This window comes from Citreicoccus inhibens (genome assembly GCF_019039035.1).
GTDB lineage: Bacteria > Myxococcota > Myxococcia > Myxococcales > Myxococcaceae > Citreicoccus > Citreicoccus inhibens.
Genome location: NZ_JAHNZT010000009.1, coordinates 141,476 through 153,673, shown reverse-complemented (window position 1 = coordinate 153,673; position 12,198 = coordinate 141,476). Strand labels below are relative to the sequence as shown.

At 67.5% G+C, this 12,198-nt stretch carries 12 protein-coding genes; 5 read left to right on the top strand and 7 right to left on the bottom strand.

The features are described 5' to 3' along the window. The first annotated feature begins 5 nt into the window (after positions 1-5). Together KRR26_RS14160 and KRR26_RS14155 are read left to right on the top strand one after the other, a co-directional pair. Positions 6-668, top strand: a complete 663-nt coding sequence (locus tag KRR26_RS14160; protein ID WP_120206392.1) for a metallophosphoesterase — start codon at positions 6-8, stop codon at positions 666-668. A gap of 2 nt (positions 669-670) precedes the next feature. After that, positions 671-1,318: an SMI1/KNR4 family protein gene (locus KRR26_RS14155; protein ID WP_120206393.1), complete on the top strand. Its 648-nt coding sequence runs from the start codon at positions 671-673 to the stop codon at positions 1,316-1,318. Between the two features lie 2 nt (positions 1,319-1,320). Here the strand turns inward: KRR26_RS14155 and KRR26_RS14150 are convergent, their stop codons facing one another. Next, positions 1,321-2,619, bottom strand: a complete 1,299-nt coding sequence (locus KRR26_RS14150; protein WP_217080062.1) for a universal stress protein — start codon at positions 2,617-2,619, stop codon at positions 1,321-1,323. A gap of 56 nt (positions 2,620-2,675) precedes the next feature. Beyond that, positions 2,676-3,704 carry a 2-hydroxyacid dehydrogenase gene (locus KRR26_RS14145; protein WP_217080061.1) on the bottom strand — a complete coding sequence of 343 codons (1,029 nt, stop codon included), beginning with the start codon at positions 3,702-3,704 and terminating at the stop codon, positions 2,676-2,678. Between the two features lie 244 nt (positions 3,705-3,948). On the opposite strand from KRR26_RS14145, the gene KRR26_RS14140 reads away from it, so the two are divergent. The 3 genes from KRR26_RS14140 to KRR26_RS14130 are packed head-to-tail and all read left to right on the top strand — an operon-like array spanning position 3,949 to position 6,466. Further along, positions 3,949-4,398, top strand: a complete 450-nt coding sequence (locus tag KRR26_RS14140) for a thioredoxin family protein (protein WP_199723785.1) — start codon at positions 3,949-3,951, stop codon at positions 4,396-4,398. A 10-nt stretch (positions 4,399-4,408) separates the two neighbouring features. Next, positions 4,409-5,749: a nicotinate phosphoribosyltransferase gene (locus KRR26_RS14135; protein WP_120206396.1), complete on the top strand. Its 1,341-nt coding sequence runs from the start codon at positions 4,409-4,411 to the stop codon at positions 5,747-5,749. A 51-nt stretch (positions 5,750-5,800) separates the two neighbouring features. Then, a complete protein-coding gene (locus KRR26_RS14130) occupies positions 5,801-6,466 on the top strand; it encodes a phosphoribosyltransferase (RefSeq protein ID WP_217080060.1) in 666 nt (221 codons plus the stop codon). 242 nt (positions 6,467-6,708) lie between these two features. Here the strand turns inward: KRR26_RS14130 and KRR26_RS14125 are convergent, their stop codons facing one another. The 5 genes from KRR26_RS14125 to KRR26_RS14105 all read right to left on the bottom strand — a co-directional run bounded on the left by KRR26_RS14125 (position 6,709) and on the right by KRR26_RS14105 (position 12,184). Then, the gene (locus tag KRR26_RS14125) at positions 6,709-9,450 is read right to left on the bottom strand and encodes an SBBP repeat-containing protein (protein ID WP_236068593.1); all 2,742 of its coding nucleotides are present in this window, start codon (positions 9,448-9,450) and stop codon (positions 6,709-6,711) included. Between the two features lie 389 nt (positions 9,451-9,839). After that, a complete protein-coding gene (locus KRR26_RS14120; RefSeq protein WP_217080059.1) occupies positions 9,840-10,274 on the bottom strand; it encodes a DoxX family protein in 435 nt (144 codons plus the stop codon). Positions 10,275-10,402: 128 nt separating this feature from the next. Beyond that, complete coding sequence (locus KRR26_RS14115) at positions 10,403-11,305, bottom strand: LysR family transcriptional regulator (RefSeq protein ID WP_217080058.1); 903 nt, start codon at positions 11,303-11,305, stop codon at positions 10,403-10,405. A gap of 430 nt (positions 11,306-11,735) precedes the next feature. Further along, on the bottom strand, positions 11,736-11,903 hold the full coding sequence (locus KRR26_RS14110) for a hypothetical protein (RefSeq protein WP_158611475.1): 168 nt from the start codon (positions 11,901-11,903) through the stop codon (positions 11,736-11,738). A 32-nt stretch (positions 11,904-11,935) separates the two neighbouring features. Beyond that, the gene (locus tag KRR26_RS14105) at positions 11,936-12,184 is read right to left on the bottom strand and encodes a hypothetical protein (RefSeq protein WP_158611476.1); all 249 of its coding nucleotides are present in this window, start codon (positions 12,182-12,184) and stop codon (positions 11,936-11,938) included. Positions 12,185-12,198: the final 14 nt, after the last annotated feature.

Below are 12,198 nucleotides of genomic sequence, written 5' to 3'. Positions count from 1 at the left end.
ACGCGATGCGAACGCTCTTCATCGGAGATGTCCACGGCTGTGCTCGGGAGCTGGACGCCCTGCTGGCCGAGTGCAACTGGCGCCCGGGAGACCGCGTGGTGCTGGTGGGCGACCTCGTGGCCAAGGGCCCGGACTCCGCCGGCGTGATTCGACGAGCGCGTGAGGGCGGCTTCCTCGCGGTGAAGGGCAACCACGATGCGCACGTGCTGCGCTGGCACGCGGGCCGCGTGGTGCCGGGCAAGAAGCTCAAGCCCGAGCACCAGCAAGTGGTGGACACGCTGTGCGCCGAGGACTGGGCCTATCTGGAGTCCCTGCCCGCCTACCGGCGCTTCCCGGACCTGAACGTCATCGCCGTGCATGGCGGCGTGGTGCCGGGCATCCCGCTGGAGAAGCAGCCCGAGGAGAGCTTGCTGAACCTGCGCAGCATCGCGAAGGACGGCACGCCCTCGAAGCGCGTGGACGACGGCGAGCCCTGGGCGAGCTGGTGGCCGGGACCTGAGCTGATCATCTTCGGGCACGATGCGCTGCGCGGACTCCAGAAGCACCCCTACGCCTTGGGCTTGGACTCGGGGTGCGTCTACGGCGGGAAGCTCACGGCCTACGTGCTGCCCGAGGGCCGCTTCTATTCCGTGCGCGCGAAGCACTCCTACGTGGACGTAGACTCCTGAGCATGAGTGAAGACGAAGTCCCCGTTCTCCAACTCACCGACCTGACCTACCTGGGCGAGCCCGTCCAGGACGACGCGGCGATCCTCAACGAGCTGCCCGAGGACCTTCGCAACGGGCTCACGCAGGTGAACGGCTTCATCGCGTTCCATGGTGCGTTCCACCTGCGCGGTGTGGGGAATGTGCCCGAGTGGCACTCGCTGGAAGCCGCGTGGAAGGGTGAGCACTCGATCGCGAAGCTGTTCCCCGCCGTCGACGCGCGAGACATCCCCTTCGGGCAGGACAGCGTGGGCAATCAGTACCTCCTGCGCGACGGCAAGGTGCTTCACCTGTCGGCGCACTGGGGCAAGGTCGAACCTCTGGAGATTGGGCTCCTCGAGTTCCTCGCGCGAACCTCGCAGGCCCCGGAGGGACTCTTCGACGCATGGGTGCTGACCCGCTTCCGCAAGGACGGGCACACGCTGGAGCCGGGGAAGCTCCTGAACTGCTACCCGCCACTCTGGGCCAAAGCAGACCCTGCTGCGCTCAGCATCCGCGCCATCAGCGCGCTGGAGCACGTGCGCTTCCTGGCGCACGTCGCCCGGCAGATCTCCCATCTGCCGGATGGAGCGAAGGTCAAGTTCAAGGGCGTGAACCTCCCCGTGAACCGCTGACCTCATCCACCCGTGGGTGGATTCACGACGAGAACGGGCCGCGTCGCGTGCAGCATCACCTGTTGCGTCACCGAGCCGAGCACCGCGCGCTTCAGCCCCGAACGGCCTCGTGAACCCAGCACCACCGCGTCCACTCCGAACCGCTCGGCGGCCTGAAGCACCGTGGCCGCCACGTCTCGGCCGGTGAGCACCTCCACCACGACGCGCCGACCGCTGCTCTCGGTGGTGCTCGGCACCAGGGCCTGCAGTTGCTTCCGCAGCGCGGCGTCCTGCTCGGGCGTGGGCGCCTTGTCCGCGACGTGCAGCAGACGCACCGTGCCCCCCGGCTTCGCCAGTCCACAGGCGTAGGCGACCGCGCGATTGCCCGTCACGGAGAAGTCCGTCGACACCAGCACCTCTTGGAACTCGGGCAGCGCCGCATCCATCGCCCCCGTCGTGGCCTGCGTGGGCACGCACGCCACCGACATGGGCGCCAGCCGCAGCGCGTGGAACGACACGCTCCACAACCTCCCGAACGCTCGGCGGTGATGCGCGCCCACCACGAGCAGGTCCACCTTCTCCCGCTCCGCCAGCGCCACCAGACTGTCCGCGATGCGCCCGAGCCCCTCCTCCAACACGAAACGCGGAGGCGCCCCACTCTCTCCCAACGGCGCGAGCAACGCGGCCGTCTCCCGCTCCAGCGCGCGCCGCAGCTCGGGCGTCAGCTCTCCAGACACAGGCGAGCGCGGCAGCCCCAGCCGTTGGTACTCCTCATCCGCCCATGCCACGCGTCCGCCCACGACCTCCACCGCCCCCCACCGACGCAGCCCGCGCACCCAGTCTCGCGCGGCCTCGAAGGGCAGCGAGCGGTCCACGCCCAACATGATGCGCAGCGGACGCTCACCGCGTACCCATGCCTCGAACGGCGCGGCGTCGCGCACCACGAGCAACGGCACACTCAGCGTCTGCGCCAACCGATCCACCGTCCCGCCCACGCCCAGGAACGGGGCCTCCTTGCTGGGCCCCGAGGTCACCACCAACGACGCCTGCTGCTCACGCGCGTGGGCATCCAGCACCGCCGCCGGCTCTCCCGTGAGCAACTGTCCCTCCACCGTCGCGCCCAGCGCGCGCAGGCGCTTCACCTCGCCCGCCAGCGCGCCCTCCGCCGCCTCGAAGAAGGGACGACCGAAGGCACGGGCCGAGTCCGGGTTGAGCACATGCACGAGCTGCATCGGCTCGCCCATCCGCCGGGCCAGCTCCGCCGCGGCGGTGGACGCGCGCACGGCGGTGTTGGAGAAGTTGGTGGCACAGACCAGCGACATGACGCCTCCAGTTCGAGACAGCGAGGCAGCAGGCCGCCTCGCGAGAAGTCAGCCCCTCAGCGCACAGGGGATGCGGCGCGCAAGACCTCCTCGGCGCGGACCTCGTTGTCGAGCGGCTCCCCCCGCTCGAAGGCCCGCACGTTGCCGAGCGTCGTGGCCGCGATGTTGTTCAGCGCCTCGCGGGTCAGGAACGCTTGATGCGCGGTGACGAGGACGTTGGGGAAGGTGAGCAGCCGCGCCAGCACGTCGTCCTGTAGCACCTGCCCGGAGAGGTCCTCGAAGAAGATGCCCTCTTCTTCCTCGTACACATCCAGGCCCGCGGCGCCGACATGGCCAGACTTCAGCGCGTTGAGCAGCGCGCGACTGTCGATGAGCGCCCCCCGCCCCGTGTTGACGAGCACCACCCCGCGCTTCATCCGCGCCAGCGCCTCCGCGTTCACCATGTGAAGGGTGCTCGGCGTCAGCGGCACATGCAGGCTGAGGATGTCCGACTCCGCGAAGACGGTGTCGAGCGGCGCGAAGCGCACCCCCAGCTCGCGCTCCCACTCCGGATCCGGATTCACGTCGTAGCAGAGCACCCGGCAGCCGAAGCCTCGGAAGATGCGCGCCGCCACGCGACCAATGCGTCCCGTCCCCACCACGCCCACCGTCCGCGCGTGGAGGTCGACGCCCACCAACCCATCGAGCGAGAAGTTCCAATCCCGCACACGCACGGACGCGCGGGGAATGTGGCGCACCAGCGACAGCACCAGGGCCACGGCGTACTCCGCCACCGCGTTGGGTGAGTACGCCGGCACGCGCGCCACGCGAATACCCAGTCGGTCCGCCGCGACAAGGTCGATGTGGTTGTAGCCCGCGGAGCGCGTCGCGATGAGCCGGACACCGCCCTGCGTCAAGACCTCGAGCGTGTCCGCGTTCACCTTGTCGTTGACGAAGGAGCACACCGCGGGGAAGCCCTCGGCCAGCCGTGCGGTCTGTGGCTCCAACCGGGGCTCGAGGTACGTAAGCGCATGGCCAAAGCCCGCGTTGGCCTCGTCCAGCGCGGCCCTGTCGAAGCGGTGGGTATCGAAGACAGCCAATCGCATACACGCTCTCCTGTCTGGCGACCTCCGCGACCGTGCAGCGAAAGACCCGTGGGCCGACCCCATCAGGCCGGGCGCGGAAAACCTGCACACCCTAGCGCGCTCGCGCCAAGCGAGACGCCGAGCGGGGCCCCGAACCACCGCGCCGTCCCGCGCCGAGGACGCGGCAACAGGCCATTCGGCCGAGCACGCCCTATCTTCAATCCCGAGAGCCCCTCACCCGCGAAGGGCCGTGTCGGAGGTGACCATGTTCCGCTGCGCCGCCTGTGGTGCGTTCAACCGCGTCCCCGAGCCTCCCCCACCAGGCGCTCCCACGTGTGGCCGCTGTCAGCGGCCGCTCGACCTGTCCGGAGCGCCGCAAGAAGTGGACGGAGACGGGCTGCACCGAGCCATGGCGTCCTCACCGGTGCCGGTGTTGCTCGACCTGTGGGCCCCATGGTGTGGCCCCTGTCGCGTGGCAGGCCCCATCCTCGACGAGGTGGGTCGGGCGAATCCCGGCAAGATGCTCGTGCTCAAGCTCAACACGGAGGCGCATCCCCGCGCAGCCTCGGAGCTGAACGTGCGCGGCATCCCCACCTTCATCGTGTACGCGGGGGGGCGCGAGGTGGCGCGGCGCAGTGGCGTGCTGCCTCGCCCGGACCTGGAGCGCTGGGTGGCCTCCGCGACGCAAGGGAGTGCGGCGGGAGCCACCGCATGAAGGAGTCACCATGGAGGAAGACACCGCGCTGCTGCTGGACCTGTATGAACTGACGATGGCGGACGCCTACCTCGCCGAGGGAATGGAAGCATCCGCCACCTTCAGCCTCTTCGTCCGCGTGCTGCCTCCACAGCGCAACTACTTGCTGGCGGCGGGACTCGAGGACGCGCTCGACTATCTGGAGAGCCTGCGCTTCGGGAGCGCGGCGCTGGAGTGGTTGGACTCGCGCGGCCTGTTCTCGCGGCGGCTCCTCGATTGGATGGAGCGCTTCCGCTTCACCGGAGACGTGGACGCGATGCCCGAGGGCACGCCCGTCTTCGCGGAGGAGCCGCTGCTGGAAGTCACGGCGCCGCTTCCCATGGCCCAGCTCGTGGAGACGGTGCTGATCAACCAGGTTCATCTCCAGACGATGGCGGCCTCGAAGGCCTCGCGCGTGGTGCAGGCCGCGGCGGGCAGACCCGTGGTGGACTTCGGACTGCGGCGCATGCACGGCATCGACGCGGGCATGAAGGTGGCGCGCGCGGCCTTCATCGCGGGCGTGACGGGGACCTCCAACGTCGCGGCTGGCTGGCGCTACGGCATCCCGCTCTCCGGAACCCTGGCGCACAGCTACGTGCAAGCCCACGAAGACGAGGACGAGGCCTTCCGAGCCTTCACCCGGCGCTACCCCGAGGCCACGTTGCTCGTGGACACCTACGACACCCTGCGCGGCGTGCGGCGCGTGGTGCGCCTCGCCCAAGCGCAGCGTGAGTCCTTCCACGTGCGCGCCATGCGCTTGGACTCAGGCGATCTCCTCACGCTGTCGCGCGAAGCAAGGCGCATCCTCGACGACGCGGGACTGACCCGCATCCAGTTGGTGGCGAGTGGCGGATTGGACGAGGACAGCGTGGCGCGGCTGGTGGCGAGCGATGCGCCCATCAACGCCTTCGGCGTGGGCACGGCGATGGGCGTGTCGAAGGACGCGCCCGCGCTCGACATGGCTTACAAGCTGGTGACCTACGCGGACCGAGACCGCACCAAGCTGTCCGCCGCGAAGGTGCTCCATCCCGGCCGCAAGCAGGTGTTCCGCCGCGAAGAGGACGGGAGCGCGAAGCACGACACCCTCACCCGCCGCGGTCACGAGGCGGCTGGACGGCCGCTGCTGCGCCCCGTGATGCGCGCGGGGAAGCGACTGCCCGAGACCTCCCCGCCGCTGCCCCATATCCAAGCGCACGCGCGCCATGAGGTCGCCACGCTGCCACCTCGACTCTTGGAGCTGACGCCAGCGAGCCCTCCCTACCGGGTGAACGTGGCACCCGAACTGGCCCAAGCCCTCGCGCGGCTGGAAGCCGACTGGGCCGCCGCGCCCTGATTGAAGAGAGGCACCACGCGCCACGTGACGTGAGGCCACAGGAGAACGGCGATGCGATTCCAGGACCGACATGAAGCGGGCCAGCTCCTGGCGCGGAGACTGGGTGCCTTCGCGGACGAGGACACAGTGGTGCTCGCCCTGCCACGCGGCGGCGTCGTGGTGGGCTACGAGGTAGCAACAGCCCTGGGCCTCCCGCTGGAGGTGCTCGGCGTGCGCAAGCTGGGCGTCCCCTGGCAGCCGGAGCTGGCCATGGGCGCCATCGCGGAGGGTGGCGCCATCTACCTCAACCGAAACGTCCTTCAAATGAACGACGTGCAACCCGACGAAGTGCGCGAGGTGTCAGCGAGCGAGAAGCGCGAGCTGGAGCGCCGAGTGCAGCGATACCGAGAGGGGCGCACGCTGCCCCAGGTGCGCGGGCGCACGGTGTTGCTGGTGGATGACGGGCTCGCCACGGGGAGCACCGCGAGGGCGGCCATCCAGGCCCTGCGAAGGCTGAGTCCGCGAGTGCTCGTGCTGGCGACGCCCGTGGCTTCCGCGGAGACCGCCGCGGAGCTGCGCTCGGAGGTGGACGCCGTCGTCAGCGTACGAGAGCCCACGAACCTGTGGGCCATTGGCGCCTGGTACAACGACTTCCGGCCGGTGAGCGACGAGGAGGTGTCCTTGCTGCTCGACCGCGCCCATCAGGCGCAACCCGCCACCGAGCCCTCCGCGCCGTGAACCTCAGACACCTTACAAGCACAGCCAGCGCGGCTGCATGACGTGGGAGCCGAAGTGCATCCCGTCCCTGCATTCATCACCTGTCGGACGTCGGCAGCTCAGGGCACCCGCTCTGGCGCCCCAGCTTCTTCCTGGGGCGAGTCGGCGACAGCAAGGGACCCCAACTCCGCCAGAAGGCGCCGGGTGTCAGTTCACGCCCCCTGGGTCCCTGTGAGCGAGGCTTCCCATGAGCAGGGCGGAAGCTACTCGACCAAGACTTCGACGTTGTCCAGTCCCCAGGCCTTGTTGTTCGCGCCATCCAATCCCTGGCCGTGGAACTCCAGCAGCAGCCCTGGCGACGTCGAACTCACCTTGAGTTTCAATCGATAGAGAGAGTCCCCCCACGGGTAGCCCAACGTGTTGTTGGCCTCGGAGCCGGAGCGCGGAGAGCTGTGCAACGCAGGGTACGACTGGAGGTAGCTGACGTTGGAGAACGTGGTCTCCAGGACGGACTGCCCATTGAGGACCATTCCCCAGTTGTTGCCCCAGGAACCGCCTGCGGGTGAGCCCTCTCCGGCCCAATCCCGGAGAATGAGCAGGTCAAAGCTCACCGTGACGGAGGCGTGAGCAGGGAGCTGTTGCAGACTCAAGTAGACGGCCTGCGACTTGAACTCCCCAAGAAAAGTCCGGCCCTGCTGCGGTGTGGTGCTCACCGCCGTCGAGCTCCATTCCTGGCCCACGCCGTTCTGGAAGTTGGAGAAATAGACCCGCTGTCCGGCCGAGGTCGGGACTGGAAGCGTCCCTCCGCCCTGGACCTGAACCTGCCGCTCGAGCAGGGCAGCTGCCGTGGCGAAGGCGCTGTTCTGCGTCAACGCGACGTCCAAGACGCAGTTATCGAGAATGGCCGCGCCCTGGATACCGGCCTGCATGCAGATCGTCCTGGCGGCGTCCCGCTGCGCGGCTGACAAACCCGAGACAGACGTCGGAACCTCCGGGAAGTTCACATCGGTGAAGAACTCGGTGGACTCGTTCGGGCCGTAGTCAAACAGTGACTCCTGCGCGGTAATGCGCCAGCTCGACGCCATGTTCTGAGCGCCGGTGTAGAGCTGCGCGAAGGTCAGGGGCGAGGTGAAGAAGGTTCCATTGCGCAGGGCAAGGTCGTTCAGGATGGAACCGTCGTAGTTCCCCAACAACCCACGAATCTTTCCTCGGCGTGTGGTTGGCAGCGAAAAGTTGGCGTCCAGGTAGGTGCCATTGACAGTGACAATCAACCGGTCCTGGCCCGGGTAGTAAAGCACGTAGGAGTTCTCGTCCCGATGGAGGATGCGGCCACCACCCGGCAGCGGAACGATGCTGCCCGTGGCAATGGGGAGCAAGAGGCCATCCACCCTCACCTCTGCCCCACCGGCCCCCAAGTAGATGCCTACGCGGTTCGTGCCCAGCCGCGTCGCCAATGCAGTCATCACACTCACCACCCTGCTCGTCCCCCACGGACGCATCCGAGCCTGGACGGTGAGCGGGGTTGTCGTGGTGCTCTCGACCAGGATGAACTCTCCGGCCCCCTGGAAGTCATAAGCGCGACCGTCGAAGGTCACGAGGTGTGGGTCACCCCAGCCATAACCGATGCCGCACTGGCCAGGAGTATTGATCTGGCAACCATCCGTGAAGCGCAGCAGGACATAGTCATTGGAGCCCGCATTCGTCGTCGCAGGATTGGTGAACCCACCCTGGGTGTAGCCCGTCACATAGACACTGTCATTGATGTCCGCGGCCACCCCCAGCCCGCTGTCGTTCTGCACACTGGGGTCAGCGGCGTTGACCGAGCCGAGTTGGCGCTTGAATAGCAGAGGACCGCCACCGACCGCGTATTTGAGCATGAAAATGTTGTCGCTCGAATCCGCAGCATTGGTGTCGAGATCGTAGTTGGTGCGCCCCGTGACATAGACGTTCGCACCACCGTCGGAGGCGATGGCCAACGCGAGATCACTCCCCAGCGTCCCAAACTGGTCCGACCACTGTTTTTCGCCATTGCTCGCGAAGCTGACCACGATGGCGTCGTAGCCCCCCACGAAGGCATGTCCGTCGAACGCGCCACCGGTGTAGCCCACAACATAGACATCGACGGCGCCACTGAGTCGCCGGGAGGTCGCCACGCCGAAGACGGACTCCGCACCGGGGGTCCCCATCTGCCTGATCCACTGGAGGTTCCCGGCAGAGTCGTACTTGACCAGGAACAGATCAGTGGAGCCACTCGACGCACTCCCCAATGAACCCGAGGTCTGCCCTGCGACATAGACATTGTTCTCGGCGTCCGTGGCCACGCCCTTGACAAACTCGTCCCCCGACGAGCCGAGCTGACGAATCCATACCTGCGCGCCTGTGGCGCTGTACTTGGCTACGAAAAGGTCGCTGCCGCCCTTGGTGGGCGCCGCAAGGTTGCCAGCGGTATGCCCTGCCACATAGACGGCGCCCGTCGGGTCCGTGGCCACGCCGAAGGCCTGGTCGGACGCTCCGGAGCCGAACTGGCGAACCCAGACAGTGGCGCCAGTGGTCGGATCGACCTTGAGGAGGAAGGGGTCGAAGCCTCCCGCACTGGGGGCGCCCCAGCTCCCCAATGTATAGCCTGTGATGTAGATCTCGGGCGTGGCGTGCACCACGTCGTAGGTTGCAATGGCCGTGGCGACATCCTGAACGGCAGTCCCGTACTGCTTGGACCAGACCTTCGCCCCCGTCGGCAGGTGCTTCACGGCGACCACGTCAGACGCGCCGACGGGAACGTTGGAGTCGAAGGTGCCAGTGGAATACCCCGTCGAGTAGACACCTTCCCGCGTCGTAGCGACCGCCTGCCCCTTCTCATCATCGGGCGTCCCGAGCTGGCAAATCCAATCCAGCGTCCCACCGACTCCCGTCGGAACCAGCTCCTGTTTGAGCTGGGGCGGTGGCTTCGCTTCCGCGTCTGCCCTAGCTACCACCACGAAGCACAACAGCATCCACAATGCACGCATGAAGCCCCCCGGCAGGCAACACTCACGACCCGAACAACAGCGCGTCAAGACGGGTGAGCGTGGTACCAGAACGGCCAGCGCCAGATGAACTGCCTTCAGCGCCAGAGACGTGGGCCCAGCCTGGCAGAGGGCGGCCGACGGGGCTGCTTGCGATTTCTCCGTGCGGCTCATCTCGCTGCGAACTGTCCACCAGCAGACATCGGCCCAGGCGCGATTGGCCTCGGCTTCATCTCAGGGCCGGGGCCACGCTGCCGCGCTGCAACCTCTAACAGAGGAGGTGGCAAGCGAGCCACACACCGCCAGAAGGCGTCGAGGCCAAGTTCACACATCAGCCCCTCAACCCCAACCCCGTCCTGGCTTTCGTTAGAGGCTGCAATCACCGCGGACGCTCACGCCGAGCGCGGCGCACCGGAACTCTTTCCAGTCACCTCATCGAGCGAGTACAGGCCGCTTCCGAGCAGCGCTTGCGCAGCGAGCGCGGCGATGAGGAAGGCGACGTACTCCCAGCCTCCGCCCGCGCTGGAGAACATCCAGCCATTGCCGAGGTGCGGCTTCAGGGCCCCCAACATCACCGGAATCAGTCCGAGCGAGACCCACCGCGAGCGAAAGCCCGTGAGCAGCGCGAGCCCGCCGAGCAGCTCCACGATGAACACGGGGTAAGCAGTCCAGCCCGGGAAGCCGTGCGCCTCGAAGAACTGCGCGGTGCCCGGCAGGGTGAACAGGAACAGCTTGGCGTAGGCGTGCGCGAGGAACACGGCGCCCAGCGCCCACCGCAGCAACGTGGCGGCGGCGGCGGGGGCAAGGAAGGAATCGGTGCGGCTCATGTCGTGGGCTCCTGAAGTGGGTGGGAGAGACGGCCTCTCCCTCACGACAGGACATGTGCCGGACACCGCGACTTCGGAAGGCGTGTGTGGCGAACGAATTGTTCTGGGGAAAGAACAATCAGCGGCCTTCAGGTCCAGGGAGCGACGCGGAACTCCGCGGCCAGGACATCCAGGAGCGCGCGAACCCGAGGCGCGGGAGCCCGGCCAGAGGCATGCACGGCATAGATGCTCACAGGGCGTGGCGCGAAGGCATCGAGCACCGTGACGAGTCGTCCGCTGCGTAAGTCCTCAGCGACCATGAAGCGCGGAAGCACGGCGAGGCCCACACCTTCCGCGACCGCCTCCCGAAGCATCGAGCCATTGCCCGCGACGAGCGGACCCGCCACGGGAATGGGGATGCGTCCCTCCGGGCCATAGAAGCGCCACTCGTCCTGCATGCGCAGGTGTGAGTAGCGAAGACAGTCATGATGGAGCAGGTCCTCGGGGCGCTCGGGAGTTCCCCGTCGCCTCAGATACGCGGGGGACGCGCAGACGTGCAGCGCCGTGCTCGCGAGCCGGCGCGCCACGAGGCTGGAGTCTCGGAGCCGCGAGATGCGCAGCGCCACGTCCACGCGTTCCTCCACGAGATCCACGAGGCGATCACTCAGCGAGATTTCGACAGTGGTGTGCGGATGAGCGGCAAGAAAGCGGGCCAGCGGCGCAGCCAGATACATTTGCGCGAAGCTGACGGGCGCGTTGAGCCGGAGCGTACCTCGCTCCACATCCGATGCACCCCGCGTGGCCGCGCCCGCCTCCTGAAGCATGCGCGAGACATGCGAGTACACCTTCAGGCCCACATCGGTGACGCTCAGCTTGCGAGTGGTACGGATGAGCAAGCGCTCACCCACGCGAGACTCCAGGCGAGACACGCGACTGCTGACCACGGACTTGGACACGCCCAGCACCGAGGCCGCGCGAGAGAACGAGCGATGCTCGACGACGCGCGCGAAGCAGGCCAGTCCCAGGAGATCATCGAACAGGGGCTCACTCACGCCACGCACGCTGCCATGTCCCAAGCAACCTGCCCACGCCTCTCGACAAGGCCCACCGTCCAGTGAGCCGCACTTTCACGCGGAATGAGCCCCCACTGAGTGAAGGCCCTTTCCTGTCGCCCCAGAATGTCATCCACTCCAACGCATCACGAACGACTTGCTGAGCAAGGAGCGAGGTCCTGATGACACGGCGCGCCTCCTGGCTCTCTCTCGCAGTCCTCTGGAGCGCATGGGGCTGTGGCCACATTCATCAAGAGCCCCCCAAGGCCCCACCCGAAGTCACGACCAGGCACGAGGTCCCAAAGTGGTCGTCCGAGCCCACAAACACCGTTGAGGGGCCTGCTCTGGCCGCGCTGCGCATCGCCATGGATGACTTTCGCCCGCCCGGCAGCAATGCACCCAGCTCAGCGGACGCAGTCACTCAATGCCTCTACCGCATCGAGAGCTTTGACGCCTGGGTCCAGCGTGGCGAAGCGATGACCTTCATCCACTTCACCCCCAAGGAGGACACGCGCTGCGGGCTCGCCCCGCCGCCCTGGACGTCGGCGCCAGCTACGCCATCAGCGACGATGGCGCCATCCTGAAGCGCGAGCAGCATGACCCACTCCGTGCTCCTCCGTGAAACTCACCTCAGTACGGCAGTGCCTCACCGCGAGCCGAGAGCAGGGCCCCCAACTCCTGGCGCGCGGCCACGTACACGCCCGCCTCCATCGAGGCGATGCCCGTGTCCAGGAGCCACGCCTCCAGCGAGCCCAATCCACTGGGCACCGAGGCGGCTCCAGCCACGCTCGCGCCCAGCCCGACCGGCAGCAGCGAGGAGGCGGCGGTGAGGCCCATCGCCTTCAGGAACGTACGGCGGTTCGACGAGTCTCCAACCATGGGTTCCTCCTGCG